At 70.8% G+C, this 20,500-nt stretch carries 22 protein-coding genes; 4 read left to right on the top strand and 18 right to left on the bottom strand.

Features of this window, described 5'->3' with window-relative positions; genetic code table 11:
- Window positions 1-160 precede the first annotated feature (160 nt).
- Complete coding sequence (locus ACZ7JZ_RS29470) at window positions 161-484, bottom strand: STAS domain-containing protein (protein ID WP_470944593.1); 324 nt, start codon at window positions 482-484, stop codon at window positions 161-163.
- A 150-nt stretch (window positions 485-634) separates the two neighbouring features.
- Window positions 635-1,483, bottom strand: coding sequence for a 3-hydroxyacyl-CoA dehydrogenase family protein (locus ACZ7JZ_RS29475; RefSeq protein ID WP_470944595.1), 849 nt, complete (start codon window positions 1,481-1,483; stop codon window positions 635-637).
- Between the two features lie 173 nt (window positions 1,484-1,656).
- Between ACZ7JZ_RS29475 and ACZ7JZ_RS29480 the strand changes: the two genes are divergently transcribed.
- Complete coding sequence (locus ACZ7JZ_RS29480; RefSeq protein ID WP_470944598.1) at window positions 1,657-2,229, top strand: cob(I)yrinic acid a,c-diamide adenosyltransferase; 573 nt, start codon at window positions 1,657-1,659, stop codon at window positions 2,227-2,229.
- Between the two features lie 139 nt (window positions 2,230-2,368).
- Here ACZ7JZ_RS29480 and ACZ7JZ_RS29485 read toward each other — a convergent pair whose 3' ends face one another.
- Complete coding sequence (locus ACZ7JZ_RS29485) at window positions 2,369-2,950, bottom strand: hypothetical protein (RefSeq protein WP_470944600.1); 582 nt, start codon at window positions 2,948-2,950, stop codon at window positions 2,369-2,371.
- Between the two features lie 182 nt (window positions 2,951-3,132).
- On the opposite strand from ACZ7JZ_RS29485, the gene ACZ7JZ_RS29490 reads away from it, so the two are divergent.
- The 3 genes from ACZ7JZ_RS29490 to ACZ7JZ_RS29500 all read left to right on the top strand — a co-directional run bounded on the left by ACZ7JZ_RS29490 (window position 3,133) and on the right by ACZ7JZ_RS29500 (window position 7,041).
- On the top strand, window positions 3,133-4,341 hold the full coding sequence (locus ACZ7JZ_RS29490; protein WP_470944603.1) for a sensor histidine kinase: 1,209 nt from the start codon (window positions 3,133-3,135) through the stop codon (window positions 4,339-4,341).
- The gene (locus ACZ7JZ_RS29495) at window positions 4,338-5,012 is read left to right on the top strand and encodes a response regulator (RefSeq protein WP_470944605.1); all 675 of its coding nucleotides are present in this window, start codon (window positions 4,338-4,340) and stop codon (window positions 5,010-5,012) included. Before ACZ7JZ_RS29490 ends, ACZ7JZ_RS29495 begins: the two co-directional genes overlap by 4 nt.
- 154 nt (window positions 5,013-5,166) lie before the next feature.
- Window positions 5,167-7,041, top strand: a complete 1,875-nt coding sequence (locus ACZ7JZ_RS29500; RefSeq protein WP_470944608.1) for a glycosyl hydrolase family 18 protein — start codon at window positions 5,167-5,169, stop codon at window positions 7,039-7,041.
- Window positions 7,042-7,133: 92 nt separating this feature from the next.
- Here ACZ7JZ_RS29500 and ACZ7JZ_RS29505 read toward each other — a convergent pair whose 3' ends face one another.
- The 15 genes from ACZ7JZ_RS29505 to ACZ7JZ_RS29575 form a co-directional block, all read right to left on the bottom strand.
- Window positions 7,134-7,391 carry a hypothetical protein gene (locus ACZ7JZ_RS29505; protein ID WP_470944610.1) on the bottom strand — a complete coding sequence of 86 codons (258 nt, stop codon included), beginning with the start codon at window positions 7,389-7,391 and terminating at the stop codon, window positions 7,134-7,136.
- 175 nt (window positions 7,392-7,566) lie between these two features.
- Window positions 7,567-8,019 (bottom strand): DUF2550 domain-containing protein, encoded by a 453-nt coding sequence (locus ACZ7JZ_RS29510; protein WP_470944613.1) that lies wholly within the window; start codon window positions 8,017-8,019, stop codon window positions 7,567-7,569.
- A gap of 134 nt (window positions 8,020-8,153) precedes the next feature.
- Window positions 8,154-8,528 carry a F0F1 ATP synthase subunit epsilon gene (locus ACZ7JZ_RS29515; RefSeq protein WP_470944616.1) on the bottom strand — a complete coding sequence of 125 codons (375 nt, stop codon included), beginning with the start codon at window positions 8,526-8,528 and terminating at the stop codon, window positions 8,154-8,156.
- Window positions 8,529-8,659: 131 nt separating this feature from the next.
- Window positions 8,660-10,102: a F0F1 ATP synthase subunit beta gene (atpD, locus tag ACZ7JZ_RS29520; protein ID WP_470944618.1), complete on the bottom strand. Its 1,443-nt coding sequence runs from the start codon at window positions 10,100-10,102 to the stop codon at window positions 8,660-8,662.
- Window positions 10,102-11,019: a F0F1 ATP synthase subunit gamma gene (locus ACZ7JZ_RS29525; protein WP_470944620.1), complete on the bottom strand. Its 918-nt coding sequence runs from the start codon at window positions 11,017-11,019 to the stop codon at window positions 10,102-10,104. Before ACZ7JZ_RS29525 ends, atpD begins: the two co-directional genes overlap by 1 nt.
- A 20-nt stretch (window positions 11,020-11,039) precedes the next feature.
- Window positions 11,040-12,638, bottom strand: coding sequence for a F0F1 ATP synthase subunit alpha (gene atpA / locus ACZ7JZ_RS29530; RefSeq protein ID WP_470944622.1), 1,599 nt, complete (start codon window positions 12,636-12,638; stop codon window positions 11,040-11,042).
- Window positions 12,639-12,768: 130 nt separating this feature from the next.
- Window positions 12,769-13,584 (bottom strand): F0F1 ATP synthase subunit delta, encoded by an 816-nt coding sequence (locus ACZ7JZ_RS29535; protein ID WP_470944624.1) that lies wholly within the window; start codon window positions 13,582-13,584, stop codon window positions 12,769-12,771.
- Window positions 13,581-14,129 carry a F0F1 ATP synthase subunit B gene (locus ACZ7JZ_RS29540; RefSeq protein WP_470944627.1) on the bottom strand — a complete coding sequence of 183 codons (549 nt, stop codon included), beginning with the start codon at window positions 14,127-14,129 and terminating at the stop codon, window positions 13,581-13,583. Before ACZ7JZ_RS29540 ends, ACZ7JZ_RS29535 begins: the two co-directional genes overlap by 4 nt.
- A 37-nt stretch (window positions 14,130-14,166) precedes the next feature.
- Window positions 14,167-14,397 carry an ATP synthase F0 subunit C gene (atpE, locus tag ACZ7JZ_RS29545; RefSeq protein ID WP_470944629.1) on the bottom strand — a complete coding sequence of 77 codons (231 nt, stop codon included), beginning with the start codon at window positions 14,395-14,397 and terminating at the stop codon, window positions 14,167-14,169.
- A 79-nt stretch (window positions 14,398-14,476) separates the two neighbouring features.
- Entirely contained in the window at window positions 14,477-15,247 is a 771-nt protein-coding gene (gene atpB, locus ACZ7JZ_RS29550; RefSeq protein ID WP_470944692.1) for a F0F1 ATP synthase subunit A, read from the bottom strand.
- Between the two features lie 273 nt (window positions 15,248-15,520).
- The gene (locus ACZ7JZ_RS29555) at window positions 15,521-15,958 is read right to left on the bottom strand and encodes a hypothetical protein (RefSeq protein ID WP_470944630.1); all 438 of its coding nucleotides are present in this window, start codon (window positions 15,956-15,958) and stop codon (window positions 15,521-15,523) included.
- A 365-nt stretch (window positions 15,959-16,323) separates the two neighbouring features.
- On the bottom strand, window positions 16,324-17,682 hold the full coding sequence (locus ACZ7JZ_RS29560; protein ID WP_470944632.1) for an MraY family glycosyltransferase: 1,359 nt from the start codon (window positions 17,680-17,682) through the stop codon (window positions 16,324-16,326).
- Window positions 17,683-17,795: 113 nt separating this feature from the next.
- Complete coding sequence (locus ACZ7JZ_RS29565) at window positions 17,796-19,058, bottom strand: serine hydroxymethyltransferase (protein WP_470944634.1); 1,263 nt, start codon at window positions 19,056-19,058, stop codon at window positions 17,796-17,798.
- A gap of 153 nt (window positions 19,059-19,211) precedes the next feature.
- Window positions 19,212-19,850 carry an arsenate reductase/protein-tyrosine-phosphatase family protein gene (locus ACZ7JZ_RS29570; RefSeq protein WP_470944636.1) on the bottom strand — a complete coding sequence of 213 codons (639 nt, stop codon included), beginning with the start codon at window positions 19,848-19,850 and terminating at the stop codon, window positions 19,212-19,214.
- A complete protein-coding gene (locus tag ACZ7JZ_RS29575; RefSeq protein WP_470944639.1) occupies window positions 19,847-20,494 on the bottom strand; it encodes an L-threonylcarbamoyladenylate synthase in 648 nt (215 codons plus the stop codon). The genes ACZ7JZ_RS29570 and ACZ7JZ_RS29575 overlap by 4 nt, the downstream gene beginning before the upstream one ends.
- Window positions 20,495-20,500: the final 6 nt, after the last annotated feature.

Raw genomic sequence — 20,500 nt, forward strand, 5'->3', positions numbered from 1 at the left:
GGCAAGTATCACGGAACAGGCGGGGTCCCCATCCGCACCGGACCATCACGGTATGGCCTCAGGGGCTCCGCTGGGCGGGGCTGATGATTTGCGCAGCAGAATCCGGCCCGCGCGGCGATGGAGCGCACCGGGCGCGGAGCGCACGGTCCAGGGGCCCGGGTCAGGAGCGCGGCAGGGACTCCGCCGCGATTCCGCCCTCGATGGCCAGGATCCGGTGCAGCCGGGTGGCGACGAGCAGCCGCTGCATCTGGGGCGGTACGCCGCGCAGCACGAGCCGGCGGCCGGAGCGCCCGGCCCGCCGGTGGGCGCCCATGATGACGCCCAGCCCGGTCGCGTCCCAGGAGTCGAGGGCGGTCAGGTCGAGGACGAGGTCGCCGTCGCCGTCGTCGAGGGCGGAGTGCAGGACCGTACGGGCATCCGCGGCGCTGCGCACGTCGAGGCGGCCCCCGACGGCCAGTTCGGCGTGGTCGCCCCTGATGTGCATGTGTGCTCCCCGGGAGGTACTGCGTACGAGTGGTCCGTGGTCGGCAACTCTCACCGGAAGTGACTGCCGCGCGGGCAGGGAAGTTGCCGACCGTGAGCGAACCGATACCTAATTCACCCTGGGGGGTGGGGCATCCGAACGGCCGTTCGCTCAGTGCTGGTAGAAGCCCTGTCCGCTCTTGCGGCCGATGTCGCCCGCGTCGACCATGCGCCGCATGAGCTCCGGCGGGGCGAACTTCTCGTCCTGGCATTCGGTGTAGATGTTGCTGGTGGCGTGCAGGAGGATGTCGACGCCCGTCAGGTCGGCGGTCGCCAGCGGCCCCATCGCGTGGCCGAATCCCAGCTTGCACGCGATGTCGATGTCCTCGGCGGAGGCCACGCCCGATTCGTACAGCTTCGCCGCCTCGACGACCAGCGCGGAGATCAGGCGGGTGGTGACGAAGCCGGCCACGTCGCGGTTGACGACGATGCAGGTCTTGCCCACGGACTCGGCGAAGGCGCGCGTGGTGGCGAGGGTCTCGTCGCTGGTCTTGTAGCCGCGGACCAGCTCGCACAGCTGCATCATCGGGACCGGCGAGAAGAAGTGGGCGCCGACGACCCGCTCGGGGCGGTCCGTCACGGCGGCGATCTTGGTGATCGGGATGGCGGAGGTGTTGGAGGCGAGCACCGCGTCCTCGCGCACCAGCTTGTCGAGGGTGCGGAAGATCTCGTGCTTGACCTCCAGCTTCTCGAAGACGGCCTCGACGACGATGTCCACGTCGGCGACGGCGTCCATGTCCGTGGTGGTCGTGATGCGCGCGAGGGCCGCCTCGGCCTCCTCCGCGCTCAGCTTGCCCTTGGAGACGAACTTGTCGTACGAGGCCTTGATGCCGTCCGTACCGCGCGTCAGGGCGGCGTCGGTGACATCGCGCAGCACGACGTCCCAGCCCGCCTGGGCGGACACCTGGGCGATTCCGGACCCCATCAGTCCGGCACCGATGACGGCAAGCTTCCCAGCCACTGCACACCCCTGGATCTCTGTCGGAACTCCGGCTCTCCGGCGGAGACTAGCGCCCGCGGGCGGCCGTGTGACCGGGAAGTAACACGCGTCACGTCTCAGATGACGGACATCACACCGGTACGGCCCACCCGGTGGCGCACGGCCCCCAGTTGGGTGCTGGCTACGCTGGCGGCATGGTGAACCTGACGCGCATCTACACCCGGACCGGTGACAAGGGCACGACCGCCCTCGGCGATATGAGCCGCACCGCCAAGACGGACCTGCGGATCTCCGCCTACGCCGACACCAACGAGGCCAACGCCGCCATCGGCACGGCCCTCGCCCTCGGCGGACTGTCCGAGGAGGTCGCCGCGGTGCTGGTCCGCGTCCAGAACGACCTCTTCGACGTGGGCGCGGACCTGGCCACCCCGGTGGTCGCGGAGCCCGAGTTCCCGCCGCTGCGCGTGGAGCAGTTCTACGTGGACAAGCTGGAGGCCGACTGCGACCGCTTCAACGGGGAGCTGGAGAAGCTGCGCAGCTTCATCCTGCCCGGCGGCACACCCGGCGCGGCCCTCCTGCACCAGGCCTGCACGGTGGTCCGGCGCGCGGAGCGCTCCACCTGGGCGGCCCTGGAGGTGCACGGCGAGGTCATGAACCCGCTGACCGCGACCTACCTCAACCGGCTGTCCGACCTCCTCTTCATCCTGGCCCGTACGGCCAACAAGGAGGTCGGGGACGTGCTGTGGGTCCCGGGCGGGGAGCGCTGAGGCCCCGCCCCGCGCCCCTCCCCTTCTCACCCTCCCGGCCCGCCCCCCGGGCGGGACGGGACGCGCCGGGACGGGCCGCCCCCCGCGCGACCCGTCCCGCAGCCCCTCCCCCGCCACTCCCCGCGGTCGCTTCCCGCGGTCACTTCCTGAGGTCGGTGAGCCGCTGCGGCTCCGGGGCGGCGGGCGCACCGGCAGGGGCCTTCTTCGGCCACACCGTGTAGCAGACGGCGATCAGGGCGTGGATGCCGGTCACGCGCAGGGCCGCGTACTGCCAGGAGCGCAGCGACTCCGTGCTCCCGTCCCCGCCGACGTACCAGATCGCGCACTGGAGCAGCGCCAGGGCGACGGCGGCGCCGAGCACGGTGCGGGCCCACAGCCGCCACTCGTGGGCGGCGCGCTCCCTGCCGTAGCCCGCGCCGGGCGGCTTGGGGCCGCCGGCGAAGCGGTACGCGGCGTGGCTGTCGAGCCACTTCACCGTGTAGTGCCCGAACGCGACCGTGTAGCCGATGTAGAGCGCCGCGAGGCCGTGCTTCCAGTCCGGCTCGGCCCCGTTCTTGAGGTCGATGGTGGTCACCACCAGCAGGACCACCTCCAGCAGCGGCTCGCACAGCAGCACCGCCGCGCCGAGGCGGGGCATCCGCGCCAGGTAGCGCAGGGCCAGGCCGGCGGCCAGCAGCACCCAGAAGCCGACCTCGCAGGCGATGATCAGTCCGACGATCACGGTAGTTCCCCTCTCGGCTCGCCGCGGATCCCCCCGGCTCCCTTCCAATGTGCCGCCCCCGCGGTCGCGGATCGTCGTCGCCGGTGACGATCCGCGCCTGCGTCCTTCGATGTACGCGGCGCGGCCGCAGATCTGACCGGGCGCCGACGCCGGGGGCCCCGCCCACCGTGTTTCATGGGCGGGTGACCGCCGCCCCCCACCCCCTGCACCGCCTGCGCCCCCATCCGCACGACGTCCTGATCGGCGCGGTCGGGCTGGCCACCGGACTGCTCCTGTACGCCTTCGGGCTGTCGAGCAACGGCCCCCGCGAGTTCGTGCCCCGGTGGTCGGTGCTGGTGCCGCTGTGCGCGATGGCCGCCCTGGAGCTGCTGCGCCGGACCGCCCCGCACACGGCCCTGGTCCTGGGGACGGCCGCGCTGGTCGCGGACCAGTTCACGCCGGGCAACCTGGCCACGATCGCCCTGTTCACGGACCTGATGTACGCGGCCGTGGTGTACGGCTCCCCCAAGCTGGCCCGGCGGCTGCCGGTGGTCACGGCCGTGATCACGGTGGTCCTGACCGTGGTGTTCCTGCTGTGGCTGCGCAGACCCGAGGCCCTGCTGATCGGCGTGGTGACCTCCTTCATCGCCTTCTTCCCCGCGATCACCGGCGCCGCCCTGCGCAACCACCGCGAGGCCGCCGCGGCCGCCCGGCTCCAGGCCGAGCAGACCGCCCGGCTCGCCGAGATGGACCGGATGCAGGCGGTCACCGCCGAGCGCTCCCGGATGGCCCGCGAACTGCACGACATGGTCGCCAACCACCTGTCGGCCATCGCGATCCACTCCACCGCCGCGCTGTCCATCGACTCCCCCGAGACCAGCCGCGAGGCCCTCGGGGTGATCCGCGAGAACAGCGTGCAGGGACTCGCCGAGATGCGCCGGCTGATCGGGCTGCTGAGGCAGGCGACGGGGGCCGAGGAGCCCGCGGCGGCCCCCACCCTGGACGGGCTCGGGGCCCTGCTCGCCCAGGCGCGCACCAACGGCTCCGCCAGCGGCCTGGAGTTCGAGCTCGACGACGCGCGGACCGGGGGCGCGCCCCTGCCGGCCCCGGTGGAGCTGGCCGCGTACCGGATCGTCCAGGAGTCGCTGACCAACGCCCTGAAGCACGCCGGACCGGGCCGGGTGGCCGTCCGGCTGGAGCACGGGGACGGGTCCCTGACCGTACGGGTCGACAGCCCGTACGCGGCCGCGGGGCGGCCCGGTCCGCGGGCCCCCGGCTCGGGCGCCGGGCTGATCGGGATGCGGGAGCGGGCCGCCCTGCTGGGCGGGGAGTTCGAGGCCGGGCCGGACGGTCCGGGCCGGTGGCGGGTGCGGGCGGTCCTGCCCGCCGAGGAGAAGGCGGTGGAGTCGTGAGCGGGCCGGAGGAAGGCCGCAGGGCCGTACGGGTACTGGTCGCGGAGGACCAGCAGGCCGTACGGGCGGGGCTGGTGCTGATCCTGCGCAGCGCCGGGGACATCGAGGTGGTCGGCGAGGCCCCGGACGGCGAGGAGGCGGTCCGGCTGGCCCGGGAGCTGCGCCCGGACCTGGTGCTGATGGATGTGCAGATGCCCCGGCTGGACGGGGTCTCGGCGACCCGGCAGGTGGTGGCGGAGGGTCTGGCGGACGTCCTGGTGCTGACCACCTTCGACCTGGACGAGTACGTGTTCGGGGCGCTGCGCGCCGGGGCGGCGGGCTTCCTGCTGAAGAACGCGGACGCGCGGGAGCTGATCGAGGCGGTGCGGACGGTCGCCCGCGGGGAGGGGCTGATCGCGCCGGCGGTGACCCGGCGGCTGATCGCCGAGTTCGCGGCCCCGCGGCCGGTACGGAGCGTGACCGCGGCGGAGGAGGCTGCTGTGGCGGGGCTGACGCGGCGGGAGCGCGAGGTGCTCTCCTGCCTCGGGCAGGGGCTGTCGAACGCCGAGATCGCGGAGCGGCTGGAGATGGCGGAGGCCACGGCGAAGACCCACGTCAGCAGGCTGCTGGGCAAGCTCGACCTGCGCAGTCGGGTCCAAGCGGCCGTACTGGCACAGGAGTTGGGGATCTAGGGCGGCGCTCGAACGAGTTCCCCAGGGAGGTCTGGACCTCTTGACGGTTGGTCCAGACCTTTCTAGTCTCACCGCAACACTGTGGTGAGCGTGCCATGACAAAGCGTGCTCACGGGCGGCGCAGGTCCCACCCCCATGTCGTGCTCGGCTACCGATGCGACGGACCTACGGAGGAGCACCCTTGAGCACAGCTTCCCCCCCACGCACGAAGCGCCCGCGCTTCCTGAACCGCGTCGCGGCCACGGTCGCGGCCTTCGCCCTCCCGCTCGCCGGGCTCGTCGGCCTGGCGTCCCCCGCCCAGGCCGCGACCTCGGCCACCGCGACCTACACCAAGGTCTCGGACTGGGGCAGCGGCTTCGAGGGCAAGTGGACGATCAAGAACACCGGCACCACCTCCCTCAGCAGCTGGACCGTCGAATGGGACTACCCGGCCGGCACCCGCGTCACCTCCGCCTGGGACGCCACGGTCACCAGCAGCGGCAACCACTGGACCGGCAAGAACCTCGGCTGGAACGGCACCCTCTCCCCCGGCGCCAGCGTCAGCTTCGGCTTCAACGGCTCCGGCCCCGGCGCCCCCAGCGGCTGTAAGATCAACGGCGCCTCCTGCGACGGCACCCCGCCCGGCGACACTCCCCCCACCGCCCCGGGCACCCCCGTCGCCAGCAACGTCGCCGACACCTCGCTGACCCTGAACTGGTCCGCCGCCACCGACGACAACAGCGTCAAGAACTACGACGTCTACCGCGGCTCCACCAAGATCGGCACGGTCGCCGCGACCACCTACAACGACAGCGGCCTGACCAAGGGCACGACGTACACGTACTCCGTGGTCGCCCGCGACAGCATCGACCAGACGGGCCCCGCCTCCGGGACCGTCTCGGTCACCACCACCGGCGGCGACCTCCCGCCCCCCGGCGACAAGGTCAAGCTCGGCTACTTCACCAACTGGGGCGTCTACGGGCGCAACTACCACGTGAAGAACCTGGTCACCTCGGGCACCGCGGCGAAGATCACGCACATCAACTACGCCTTCGGCAACGTCCAGGGCGGCCGCTGCACCATCGGTGACGCGTACGCCGACTACGACAAGGCGTACACCGCCGACCAGTCCGTCGACGGCAAGGCCGACACCTGGGACCAGCCGCTGCGCGGCAACTTCAACCAGCTGCGCAAGCTGAAGGCCCAGTACCCGCACATCAAGATCCTGTGGTCCTTCGGCGGCTGGACCTGGTCCGGCGGCTTCGGCCAGGCGGCCGCGAACCCGACCGCCTTCGCCCAGTCCTGCTACGACCTGGTGGAGGACCCGCGCTGGGCCGACGTCTTCGACGGCATCGACCTGGACTGGGAGTACCCGAACTCCTGCGGCCTGTCCTGCGACACCTCCGGCCCCGCCGCGTTCAAGAACATGATGCAGGCCATGCGCGCCAAGTTCGGTGCGAACAACCTGGTCACCGCGGCCATCACCGCCGACGCCTCCGACGGCGGCAAGATCGACGCGGCCGACTACGGCGGCGCCGCCCAGTACATCGACTTCTACAACGTCATGACGTACGACTTCTTCGGCGCCTGGGCCGCCAAGGGCCCGACCGCCCCGCACTCCCCGCTCACCTCGTACGCCGGCATCCCGCAGGCCGGCTTCAACTCCGCCGACGCCATCGCCAAGCTCAAGGCCAAGGGCGTCCCGGGCAGCAAGCTGACCCTCGGCATCGGCTTCTACGGCCGCGGCTGGACCGGGGTCACGCAGGCCACCCCCGGCGGCACCGCCACCGGCCCGGCCGCCGGCACGTACGAGCAGGGCATCGAGGACTACAAGGTCCTCAAGAACACCTGCCCGTCCACCGGCACCATCGCCGGCACGGCCTACGCCAAGTGCGGCAGCAACTGGTGGAGCTACGACACCCCGGCCACCGTCGTCTCCAAGATGGCCTGGGCCAAGCAGCAGGGCCTGAAGGGCGCCTTCTACTGGGAGTTCAGCGGCGACACCGCGAACGGCGAGCTCGCCAACGCCGTCCACACCGGGCTCCAGTAGCCCGCCCGCGGCCGCACCGGCCGCGGCACCCGAACGGAAGCCGGGGAGAGGGGTCCGCCCCCCGATCCCCGGCTTCTGCCGTGTCTGCGGGCCTACTCCTCCTCGTCCCACTCGCAGGTGGCGATGCCGTGGTCGATCTGCACGGCGGAGCTGCCGGGCGGGCACTCGTGCACGACGTGGTCACCGCCCTCGCACACGGTGTACAGGCCGCCGGGCAGGGCCCAGACCCCCTCCTCGCACAGCAGCCCCGGCGCGGCGTGCGCGGAGGCGCCGCCCAGGGTGAGCACCCCGGCGGCGAGGACGACGGAAGCGGTGGCAGTGGAGAGGCGGAACAGACGGGGGGACGTCATGGGGAGCGGACCTCGTTCCTGTCGCGGCGGGGCGTACATACGTTCCGCAGCACAACGAGGCGCACACCGCGGGGTCACCGCGATGGGGCCGATCGGGCCAAGAAGACCACCGGAGGGGGCCCGCAGGACCGCGGCCGCGGCCGCGGCCGCCCGGACGGCACCGGGCGGGGACCGGTCAGGCCACGTTGACGCGCTGGCCGGGGGGCGCGGCCTCCAGCCAGGCCAGGAAGCCCGTCAGGGCGTCCTCGCTCATCGCCAGCTCCAGGCGGACCCCCTCGTGGAGGCAGCCGAGCACGACGGAGTCGGAGAGCAGGGCCAGCTCCTCCTCGCCCTGCGGGGCGCGGCGGGCCAGCACCTCGATCGAGGAGCGCTGGAGCTGCCGGCGCGGCCGGTGCGCGTAGCTGAACACGCGGAACCACTCGACGTGGTCCCCGCTGTACCGGGCCACCCCGTACACCCAGCCCTTGCCGGAGGCGTCGGGCTCCTCGGGCACGTCCCAGCGCAGGCTGCAGTCGAACGTGCCGCCCGAGCGCTGGATCAGCCGCCGGCGCAGGCCGAACACGAAGAGACCGATCACCACCAGGGCGACGACCAGGCCGCTCACAAGCAGAGCGAGGAGCATCTTCACCGACCTCCTCGCTCATCAGAATGACGCTGTGAACACCGAACCAGTACCTGCACCTGCATCGCCTCAGCCGCGGCCCCGCCTGGAAGGTTCCAGCGGGCCGCGGCTGAGAGGGTAAAACTCTTCCGGTGCCGGGGTCAGGACCCCGCCACCGCACGCAGCCGGACTTCGGCGCGACGCTCGGAGGCCGCGTTGGCCTCCGACTTGGCGCGCTCCAGTGCCCGCTCCGCACGCTGGACATCAATCTCGTCGGCGAGCTCGGCGATTTCCGCCAGCAGCGAGAGCTTGTTGTCCGCGAAGGAGATGAATCCGCCGTGCACCGCAGCGACGACGGTCCCACCCTCGGTGGTGCGGATGGTCACCGGGCCCGATTCCAGCACACCGAGCAGCGGCTGGTGACCGGGCATGACGCCGATGTCGCCGGACGTGGTGCGCGCGACAACGAGAGTGGCCCCGCCGGACCAGACACTGCGGTCCGCGGCGACCAGCTCGACGTGCAGCTCAGCAGCCAAGATGGCTCCTCGGGTCTCCACCCGGCGGGTCGGCCGGGTGTTGGGTCAAATTCTAATGGGCGTGGGGAGAGGGACGGGACGCACCCGCCCCTCTCCGTCAGTCTCAGCTGTGCTCACGGATGAGCGCGGCTTCAGGAGACGCCCAGCTCCTTGGCGTTGGCCTTCAGGTCCTCGATGCCACCGCACAGGAAGAACGCCTGCTCGGGGAAGTGGTCGTAGTCACCGTCGCAGATCGCGTTGAACGCGGTGATCGACTCGTCGAGCGGGACGTCCGAGCCGTCGACACCGGTGAACTGCTTCGCCACGTGGGTGTTCTGCGACAGGAAGCGCTCGACGCGACGGGCACGGTGGACAACGAGCTTGTCCTCCTCGCCCAGCTCGTCGATACCGAGGATCGCGATGATGTCCTGGAGGTCCTTGTACTTCTGCAGGATCCCCTTGACGCGCATCGCCGTGGCGTAGTGGTCCTGCGCGATGTACCGCGGGTCGAGGATGCGGGACGTCGAGTCCAGCGGGTCCACGGCCGGGTAGATGCCCTTCTCGGAGATCGGACGGGAGAGAACCGTCGTCGCGTCGAGGTGGGCGAAGGTGGTCGCCGGCGCCGGGTCGGTCAGGTCGTCCGCGGGGACGTAGATCGCCTGCATCGAGGTGATCGAGTGACCACGGGTCGAGGTGATGCGCTCCTGGAGGAGACCCATCTCGTCGGCCAGGTTCGGCTGGTAGCCCACCGCGGAGGGCATGCGGCCGAGCAGGGTCGACACCTCGGAACCCGCCTGGGTGTACCGGAAGATGTTGTCGATGAAGAAGAGCACGTCCTGCTTCTGCACATCGCGGAAGTACTCCGCCATGGTCAGACCGGCCAGGGCGACGCGCAGACGGGTGCCCGGGGGCTCGTCCATCTGGCCGAAGACGAGCGCCGTCTTGTCGATGACGCCGGAGTCGGCCATCTCCTCGATGAGGTCGTTGCCCTCACGGGTACGCTCACCGACGCCCGCGAACACCGACACACCGTCGTGGTTGTTGGCGACGCGGTAGATCATTTCCTGGATCAGAACGGTCTTGCCGACACCGGCACCACCGAACAGACCGATCTTTCCACCCTTGACGTACGGGGTGAGGAGGTCGATGACCTTGACGCCGGTCTCGAACATCTCGGTCTTCGACTCGAGCTCGTCGAAGCGGGGGGCCTTGCGGTGGATGGGCCACCGCTCGGTCACCTCGGCGTTGGCCTCCGGGTAGTTCAGCACCTCGCCCAGGGTGTTGAAGACCTTGCCCTTGGTGAAGTCGCCGACCGGGACGGTGATGCCCGTGCCCGTGTCGGTGACCGGGGCCTGGCGGACCAGGCCGTCGGTCGGCTGCATCGAGATGGTGCGGACCAGGCCGTCACCCAGGTGCTGGGCCACCTCGAGGGTCAGCGTCTTGAGCGCGCCGTCCTCGGCCGGGTCGGAGACCTGGACCTTGAGCGCGTTGTAGATGTCGGGCATCGCGTCGACGGGGAACTCCACGTCGACGACCGGGCCGATGACCCGGGCGACGCGGCCCGTGGCGGCGGCCGTCTCAACAGAGGTCGTCATTACTTGTCACTCCCCGCGGTCGCGTCGGCCATGGCGCTGGCGCCACCGACGATCTCGCTGATTTCCTGGGTGATTTCGGCCTGGCGGGCCGCGTTGGCAAGCCGGGAGAGGCTCTTGATGAGGTCTCCGGCGTTGTCGGTCGCCGACTTCATCGCGCGGCGGCGGGCGGCGTGCTCGGAGGCAGCCGACTGCAGCAGCGCGTTGTAGATCCGGCTCTCGACGTAGCGCGGCAGCAGGGCGTCGAGGACGTCCTCCGCCGACGGCTCGAAGTCGAACAGCGGAAGGATCTCGCCCTTCGTACCGCTCTCCTCCGCAGCCTTGTCGAGGCTGAGCGGCAGCATCCGGCCGTCCACCGCGCTCTGCGTCATCATCGACACGAATTCCGTGAAGACGATGTGCAGCTCGTCGACACCACCCTCGGCGGTCTCCGTCTGGATGGCCTCGATCAGCGGCCCGGCGACGCGCTTGGCGTCGGCGTAGGCCGGGCTGTCGGTGAAGCCGGTCCACGAGTCCGCGACCTTGCGCTCGCGGAAGCCGTAGTAGGCCAGACCCTTGCGGCCGACGATGTACGTGTCGACCTCCTTGCCCTCAGCCCGCAGCCGCTCGGTGAGCCGCTCCGCCTGCTTGATGGCGTTGGAGGAGTAGCCGCCGGCCAGACCGCGGTCGGCCGTGACGAGCAGAACCGCGGCGCGGGTCGGCGTCTCGGCCTCGGTCGTCAGGGCGTGCTTGGTGTTCGAGCCGGTCGCCACCGCGGTCACCGCACGGGTGAGCTCGGTCGCGTACGGCATGGATGCCGCCACCTGGCGCTGCGCCTTGACGATGCGCGAGGCGGCGATCATCTCCATCGCCTTGGTGATCTTCTTGGTCGCCGTGACGGCACGGATGCGACGCTTGTAGACCCGGAGCTGCGCTCCCATGAGTCAGGTCCCTTCCGTCGTCACTTGGAGACGTTGACGGCCGCCGGAGCGTCCTCGCCGAGGAGCTTGCCGTCCGAGGTCTCGAACTGCTTCTTGAAGTCGGCGATGGCGTCCGCGACGGACTGCAGGGTGTCGTCGGACATCTTGCCGCCGTCGGCGATCGAGGTGAGGAGGTCCTTGCGGCTGACCCGCAGGTGCTCCAGCAGCTCCGACTCGAAGCGGCGGATGTCGTTGACCGGGACGTCGTCCATCTTGCCGGTGGTGCCGGCCCAGACGGAGACGACCTGCTCCTCGACGGGCATCGGCTGGTACTGGCCCTGCTTGAGCAGCTCGACCAGGCGCTTGCCGCGCTCCAGGGCAGCCTTCGAGGCGGCGTCCAGGTCGGAACCGAAGGCGGCGAACGCCTCCAGCTCGCGGTACTGGGCGAGGTCCAGGCGCAGACGGCCGGAGACCTGCTTCATCGCCTTGTGCTGGGCGGAGCCACCGACGCGGGAGACCGAGATACCGACGTTCAGCGCCGGGCGGATGCCCGCGTTGAACAGGTCGGACTCCAGGAAGCACTGGCCGTCGGTGATGGAGATGACGTTGGTCGGGATGAACGCCGACACGTCGTTCGCCTTGGTCTCGACGATCGGCAGACCGGTCATCGAACCGGCACCCATGTCGTCGGAGAGCTTCGCGCAGCGCTCCAGCAGACGGGAGTGCAGGTAGAAGACGTCGCCCGGGTAGGCCTCGCGGCCCGGCGGACGGCGCAGCAGCAGCGACACGGCGCGGTAGGCGTCGGCCTGCTTCGACAGGTCGTCGAAGATGATCAGGACGTGCTTGCCGGCGTACATCCAGTGCTGGCCGATGGCGGAGCCGGTGTACGGCGCCAGGTACTTGAAGCCGGCCGGGTCGGACGCCGGGGCGGCGACGATCGTCGTGTACTCGAGCGCGCCGGCGTCCTCCAGGGCGCCGCGCACGGACGCGATGGTCGAGCCCTTCTGGCCGATGGCGACGTAGATGCAGCGGACCTGCTTGTTCACGTCGCCGGAGCGCCAGTTGTCGCGCTGGTTGATGATCGTGTCGACGGCCAGCGCGGTCTTGCCGGTCTGGCGGTCGCCGATGATCAGCTGACGCTGACCGCGGCCGACGGGCACCATGGCGTCGATGGCCTTGTAGCCGGTCTGCATGGGCTCGTGGACCGACTTGCGGACCATGACGCCGGGGGCCTGCAGCTCGAGGGCGCGGCGGCCTTCGGTCGCGATCTCGCCGAGACCGTCGATCGGGTTGCCGAGCGGGTCGACGACGCGGCCGAGGTAGCCCTCGCCGACGCCTACGGAGAGGACCTCACCGGTGCGCTGCACCGGCTGACCCTCCTCGATGCCGCTGAACTCGCCGAGGACGACCGCACCGATCTCGCGCTCCTCGAGGTTGAGGGCGAGACCGAGGGTGCCGTCCTCGAACTTCAGCAGCTCGTTCGCCATGGCGGAGGGCAGGCCCTCCACCTTCGCGATGCCGTCACCGGCAACGCTGACCGTGCCGACCTCTTCGCGCGAGGCCGCGTCCGGCTTGTACGACTGGACGAAGTTCTCCAGTGCGTCCCGGATCTCCTCCGGCCGGATCGTGAGCTCCGCCATCTGGGTTCCCTGCTCTCCTTGTTGGGCCTGAAGCTTCTTAGGGGTCTGGGGGTGACCCCCAGGAATCTTCTGCAATTTCTGCACGGCCCAACCGGGCCGCTAGGAATGCTTTGTGCTTGTTGTGGCTTGGTCAGCCGGCCATGCGGCGGGACGCCTCGGCGAGGCGCTCCGACAGGCTGCCGTCGATGACCTCGTCACCGACGCGCACCGTGATCCCGCCGAGGACCGCGGGGTCCACGTCGAGGTTCAGGTGCATCTCGCGGCCGTACAGCTTGGCCAGGACCGCACCGAGGCGCTGCTTCTGCACGTCGCTGAGCGGAACCGCGGTGGTCACCGTGGCGACCATGCGGTCACGCCGCGCAGCGGCGAGCTTGGAGAGGGACTCGAGTCCCGCTTCCAGGCTACGTCCGCGCGGGTGCGTCACGAGACGCTGGACCAGGCGCTCGGTGACGGCGCTCGCCTTGCCGCCGAGGAGGCTGCCCAGCAGCTCGCCCTTGGCGGAGGCGGCGGCCGACCGGTCGGTCAGCGCCGCGCGGAGCTCCTTGCTCGACGACACGATCCGCCCGAAGCGGAACAGCTCGTCCTCGACGTTGTCCAGGACGTTGCCCTGCTGGGCCGCCGTGAGGTCGGCGGTGGCCGCCAGCTCCTCCAGCGAGTCCACCAGGTCACGCGACTGCGACCAGCGGGAGCGGACCATGCCGGACACCAGGTCGAGGGTCTCCCCGCCCACCTGGCCACCGAGCAGGCGCCCGGCCAGCTCGGCCTTGGCCTCGCCGGACTGCGCCGGGTCGGTGATGACCCGACGCAGCGACACCTCGCGGTCGAGCAGCGCGGTCACGGCAGCCAGCTCGCCGGCGAGCTTCGCGGCGTCGGCGGACGTGTTGTCCGTCAGCGCGTCGAGACGCTCACGTGCGGCGGCCAGAGCCTCGCGGCTCGCTCCGTTCATCGCGCGGCCTCGGCCTTCTCCTCGAGCTCGTCGAGGAAGCGGTCGATGGTCCGGCTCTGCCGGGCGTGGTCCTCGAGGGACTCGCCGACGAGCTTGCCCGCCAGGTCGGTGGCCAGCTTGCCGACGTCCTGGCGCAGGGCCTGGGACGCGGCCTTGCGGTCGGCCTCGATCTGGGCGTGACCGGCAGCGATGATCTCCTCACGCTGCCGCTGGCCCTCTGCGCGGAGCTCTTCCTTCAGCGCAGTGCCCTGCTCCAGCGCCTCCTGGCGCAGGCGAGCGGCCTCGTGACGGGCCTCGGCGAGCTGAGCCTTGTACTGCTCGAGCACGCTCTGGGCCTCGGTCTGAGCGGCCTCGGCCTTCTCAATGCCACCCTCGATCGCCTCGCGGCGCTCCTCGAGAACCTTGTTGATGGTCGGCAGGAGCTTCTTCCAGAAGAACAGGAAGACGATGGCGAAGGCGATGGTGCCGATGAGCAGCTCGGGACCCGGCGGAATCAGCGGGTTCTGCTTCTCCTCAGCCGCGATAGCGACCAGGTTGGCGATCACATCAGTGCCTTTCGTCGAAACGGGTCAGCGAGTGGAATTACTGACCGAAAACGAACGGCATGACGATGCCGATGAGGGCGAGCGCCTCACAGAAGGCGAAGCCCAGGATCTGGTTGGCGCGGATCAGGCCGGCAGCCTCGGGCTGGCGGGCGAGGGCCTGGGTGCCGTTACCGAAGATGATGCCGACGCCGACGCCGGGGCCGATGGCCGCGAGGCCGTAGCCGATGGAGCCGAGGGAGCCGGTGACGGCGGCAAGGGTCTGAGACATGCCGGGTTCTTCCTTCTCTTTCACGGACCGGTGGGGGTTGGCCACCGGACGACTGTGTGTGTTGCGGGGCGGGTGAGGCTCAGTGGTGCTCGGCGAGAGCGCCCTGAATGTAGGAGCAAGCGAGGAGCACGAACACGTACGCCTGGACCGCCTGCACGAAAAGCTCGAAGAGGATCATGATGATCGTCATCACGAAGGAGACACCGGCGGCGGGGATCATCACGCCGTTCAGCAGGTACCAGGAGGCAACCGTGAACATGACCAGCATCAGGTGACCGGCGAACATGTTCGCGAACAGTCGGACCGCGTGGGTGAAGGGCCGGACCAGCAGGTTCGAGAAGAACTCGATGACCATGACCAGCGGCAGCACCGGGCCGAGCGACTTGTCGTAGCCGGTGACGTTCTTGAAGAAACCGATGAAACCGTGGCGCTTGAAGGTCAGCGAGACCCAGACGACGTACACGATCAGGGCCAGGACCATCGGGAAGGCGATGATCGAGGAGACCGGGAACTGCGCCAGCGGGATCACGGACCAGATGTTCATGATCCAGATGAAGAAGAACAGCGAGACCATCAGGGGGACGTACTTCTCGCCCTCCTTCTTGCCCAGCGTCTCGTAGACGATGCCGCGGCGGACGAAGTCGTAGCCCGCCTCGCCGACCATCTGGAGCTTGCCCGGGATGACCTTGGCCTTGCCGAAGGCGGCCCAGAAGAACCCGACGACGATCAGGGTGGTGACGACTGCGAGCAGCATCACCTTGTTGAACTCGTACCCGCCGACCGTGAAGATCGGCTGGAAGAGGAACGAGTTCAGTCCCGGAGCGGGGAAGCCACAGCCGTTGTCGGACAGGATGCGGCAGCTCCAGTCAAAGGCCAACTGGGTCTGGTCAGCACTCACCGCGGGCTCCTTCAGCGTGGCGCATAGGTACGGCAACCTCGTTGTGTCGGCGCGGCACGCAGCCGCGGATCGGCACTGGACTGGTCTTACGGATGTGGGGGCGGCTGGCAGGCAAAGAGCCTCGCGATTGAGCAGGCGTCAGCTCAGATGCCCGCGCCCGCGATGCCGCAGTTGGCACCGGACGATAGCAGGATCCCGAACGCGCACTTATCCCGCCCCTACCCTTCACGACGAGGACCCCGTGTTTCCGGGCTTCTCGCCCTTCTCGGAGTCGGGCTCGACGTAAAGGATCTTGGCCTTCATGTGCGCACGGGCCTGGGCGGCGATCCACACGAGGGTGGTCGCGACCAGGGTGGCGGCGAAGGCCTTGGGATTGAACAGCGTCGTGTCCTTGAACACGGCGACGAAGACGAAAAGCAGCAGCAGCTGGGTGGTGTAGAGCATCAGCCCCATGGCCTGGAACAGCTGCGGCAGCGACTTGGCGGTGCGCTGGAGCACCACCACGCCGATCCCCATGAAGAGGATCACCACCAGCGTCGCCACGACGGCTCCGAGCGCACCCTTGCCCCCGGCGACCACACCGCTGATCACCGCGGCAACGGCGCCGGCGGCAGCGGTGGGTACGACGGTACGCAGGAGCGACCGGGTGTCTTCAGAGCGCATGGCGAAGTAGCTCCGCGTGGTGGTGGGGGTACGGGACTCGTCGGGACGAGCGTAAGCCCGGTCCGGGATTGCTCCTCGGGCCAATGGACCGTCGCACTACGGTCCTTCGGCTCTGTCGCCGGGTCTAGTGAACGGTATCACAAACTATTTGATGAGGTCTTTACCTGGGAGGTGTGCGGACTGTCACACATGAGAGTGACCATGCGCGTGTGTGCACTCCACAGCTTCGCTTTGTCTGGTATTGGGATGCGGCACCCGAATCGTCAACACGGCGATACCGGGTCCGGACCCCTGTGCCCGGGCAAAATGTTGGCCTGCCGTCCACTTCCGGTTGACCCGTTCGCATACCCGCGTACGGCGTCCGCTCAGCGGGACGACTCGGCCGTCGGGCGCTCCTCGGTGAGGGTGTGGCGGCCGCCGGTGCCGTGCGGGCGGGCGGTGCGGGGGTGGTGGTCCAGGGCGGTGGCCCCGTTGGCCCCCGAGACCCCGACCGTGACCCGGGCCGGGACCGGCTCCTCGGCCGCCGCGTCCGCCAGGGCGGCCTCCGCGGCCCGCTCCGCGTGCCGGTAGCGCGGCGGGACCAGGCGCTCGGCCCAGTGCGGCGCCCGGGGGCTGAAGCGGGGCAGCAGGAGCAGGACGAGGCCCACGGCGCTCAGCCCGAAGAGGACGAGCACGATCCACATCGAGGCCGAGTGCACGGAGTACGCCACCGCGCCGAAGGCCACGAGCCCGGACCAGAAGTACATGATCAGCACGGCCCGGCTGTGCGAGTGGCCGATGTCCAGCAGCCGGTGGTGCAGGTGGCCGCGGTCGGCCGCGAACGGCGACTGGCCGTTCCAGGTGCGCCGCGCGATGGCCAGCAGCAGGTCGGCCATCGGGATCGCGATGATCGTCAGCGGCAGCAGCAGCGGGATGAAGACCGGCACCATCGCGTGGGTGGCGGTCCGCTCGCTCGCGAACCACACCTTCAGCGCGTCCGGGTCCACCTGCCCCGTGATCGAGATCGCGCCCGCCGCCAGCACCAGCCCGATCAGCATCGAGCCCGAGTCGCCCATGAAGATCCGCGCCGGGTGCATGTTGTGCGGCAGGAAGCCCAGGCACATGCCCATCAGGATGGCCGCGAACAGCGTCGCCGGGGCCGCGGCCTCGATCCCGTACCCGAACCACAGCCGGTACGAGTAGAGGAAGAACGCCGCCGCCGCGATGCAGACCATGCCGGCCGCGAGCCCGTCGAGCCCGTCGACGAAGTTGACCGCGTTGATGGTGATCACCACGAGGGCGACCGTGAGCAGGTTGCCCTGCCACTGGGTGAGCGCGACCGTCCCGACACCCGGGACGGGGATCCACAGGATGGTCAGGCCCTGCATGACCATCACGCCGGCGGCGATCATCTGCGCGCCGAGCTTGATCAGGGCGTCGATCTCGAACTTGTCGTCGAGCACGCCGACCAGCCAGATCAGCGCCGCCCCGGAGAGCAGCGCCCGGGGCTCGTTCGACAGCTCGAAGACCCCGTTCAGGTTCTGCAGGTGGTCGGCGACCAGCAGGCCCGCGCAGAGCCCGCCGAACATGGCGATGCCGCCCAGCCGCGGGGTGGGCTCGCGGTGGACGTCGCGCGCCCGGATCTCCGGCATGGCGCCGGCCGCGATCGCGAACTTGCGCACCGGTCCGGTGAGCAGGTAGGTCACCGCGACCGTGACGCAGAGCGTCAGCAGGTATTCACGCACGGGCTGCCCCAGATGTATCGCCGGCCATCTCAGGCCCACACATTAGCTGCGAAGTCCACTCCGTTGAGGACACCCGCAGGACGGTATCCGGTTGCGGAACGCCCCGGTTGTCCTCAGCGGTCCGGGTAAGGGGGAAATCTCCCCGCGAGATCCGCGACCTGCGCCCGCACCCCGGGGTCCCCGCGCAGGGCCGCTCCGAAGAGCTCCCCGATGCGCGCCATCTCGGCCGTCCCCATGCCCTGCGTGGTCACGGCGGCCGTGCCGAGCCGGATCCCGCGCTGCTCCCCGTACGGCAGGGCGCAGGTGTCGAGGACCATGCCGGCGGCGGCCAGGAGGCGGCGGGCGGCGGGGCCGTCGGGGCCGAGGGCGGCCGGGTCGGCGGTGATCAGGTGGGTGTCGGTGCCGCCGGTGGTCACGTGCAGCCCCTGGAGGGCCAGGGCCTGGGCGAGAACCCTCGCATTGGTGACGACCCGATGGGCGTACGCCGTGAACGCCGGGGCGGCGGCCTCCCCGAAGGCCACGGCCTTGGCCGCGACGGTGTGCATCTGGGCGCCGCCCTGGGTGAAGGGGAAGACGGCCCGGTCGACGCGCTCGGCGAGCTCCGCGGAGCACAGCAGCATCCCGCCGCGCGGGCCGCGCAGCACCTTGTGGGTGGTGGCGCAGACGATGTCGGCGTACGGCACGGGGCTGGGCGCGGCGCCGCCGGCGACCAGCCCGATGGGGTGGGCGGCGTCCGCGATGAGGTAGGCGCCGACCTCGTCGGCGATCTGCCGGAAGGCCGCGTAGTCGGGGTGGCGGGGGTACGAGATCGAGCCGCAGACCAGGGCCTTGGGGCGGTGCCGCCGGGCGAGGGCCTCGACCTGCCCGTAGTCGATGAGCCCGGTCTCGGCGTCGACCCCGTACCCGACGAAGTCGAACCACCGGCCGGAGAAGTTCGCCGGGGAGCCGTGCGTGAGGTGCCCCCCGTACGCCAGCCCCATCGCGAGGACGGTGTCCCCGGGCCGCAGGAGGGCCGCGTAGGCCGCCAGGACGGCGGCGGAGCCGGAGTGGGGCTGGACGTTGGCGTGCTCGGTGCCGAAGAGGGCGGTGGCGCGCTCCACGGCGATCCGCTCGGCGGCGTCGGCGTACTCGCAGCCGCCGTGGTGGCGGGCGCCGGGGTAGCCCTCGGCGTACTTGTTGGCGAGGGCGGAGCCGAGGGCGGCGAGGACGGCGGGCGAGGTGAAGTTCTCGGCCGCGATCAGCTGGAGGCCGGTGGCCTGCCGGTGCCGCTCCCCGTCGAGGACGTCCGCGACGGCGGGGTCCTGGCTGCGGAGCGCGTCGGGGGCGGCGGGGCCCGGGGCGGAGGGGGTGCGGGCGGGGTTGCTGACGGTGGTCATGGCGTGACTCCGACGCGTGGGGGCAGTACGCCCACTCTAGGCCGCCATCACCGCATACGCACCGAATGCGGACATACGGGCGGTCGGGGCCGGGGCGGGCGGGAGGCCCGCGGTCCGCCGCCGGGTCCCCGGCGGCGGGGCCCGGCGCCCGGTTCAGCGCCGGGCCGCGACCCCGGTCAGCGCGGTCACGACCGGGTCCAGGGCCTGGTTGATCTCGTCGCCGATGGAGCGGAAGAAGGGGAGCGGCGACCCGTACGGGTCGTGTACCTCGTCGGCTTCCGCGGAGGGGGCGAGCAGCCAGCCGCGCAGGGCCGCCGCCGCCCGGACCAGGGCACGGGCGCGCTCGGCCATGCCCTCGTCCAGGGGCGGGAGCGTCGCGGGGTCTATGGCCCGCACCAGGCGGGTGAACTCCTTCAGCGTGAAGGTGCGCAGGCCCGCCGAGTGGCCCATCGAGATGACCTGGGCCCGGTGGTCGCGGGTGGCGGTCAGGACCAGGTCGGCGCGGATGACGTGCTCGTCGAGCAGCTCGCGGCCGGTGAATCCGGAGGCGTCCGCACCGAAGTCGGCGAGCACCTCGGCGGCGTTGGCCTCCATCGGGGCGCCCTCGTGGCCCCAGGTGCCCGCGCTCTCCACGATCAGCCCCGCGCCGCCGGACCGCCCGGCGCCGAGCCGGTCGGTCAGGGCGTGGCGGGTCAGCCGCTCGGTGATGGGCGAGCGGCACACGTTGCCCGTGCTGACGTGGAGGATGCGGAAGGCGTCCGTCCCGGCTATGCCACGCCCCTCAGGGCTCACGGGGCCACCTCGAGGTCGGGTACGACCTCCCGCAGCTGCGCCGCCGTCAGCGCGCCCTCCCTGAGCAGGACGGGCACCTTCCCGGTCACGTCGACGATGGAGGAGGGCTGGATGCCGGGCGTGGGCCCGCCGTCCAGGTACACGGAGACGGAGTCGCCGAGCATGGTGCGGGCGGCGTCGCAGTCCTCCGGTGCGGGGTGCCCGGTGAGGTTGGCGGAGGAGACGGCCATCGGGCCGACGTCCGTGAGCAGCTCGATCGCGACCGGGTGCAGGGGCATCCGGATCGCGACGGTGCCGCCGGTCTCGCCGAGGTCCCACTGGAGGGAGGGCTGGTGGCGGGCGACCAGGGTCAGGGCGCCGGGCCAGAAGGCGTCGACGAGCTCCCAGGCGGCCTCGGAGAAGTCCGTGACGAGCCCGTGGAGGGTGTTCGGGGAGCCGATGAGCACGGGCGTGGGCATGCCGCGGCCGCGGCCCTTGGCGGCCAGCAGGTCCGCGACGGCCTCGGGGCTGAAGGCGTCCGCACCGATCCCGTACAGGGTGTCGGTGGGCAGCACGACCAGTTCGCCGCGGCGGACGGCCGAGGCGGCCTCCCGCAGGCCCGTCTTGCGGTCCGTGGCGTCGTTGCAGTCGTATCGCCGGGCCATCAGCGG

Source organism: Streptomyces sp. NPDC038213 (assembly GCF_055600495.1).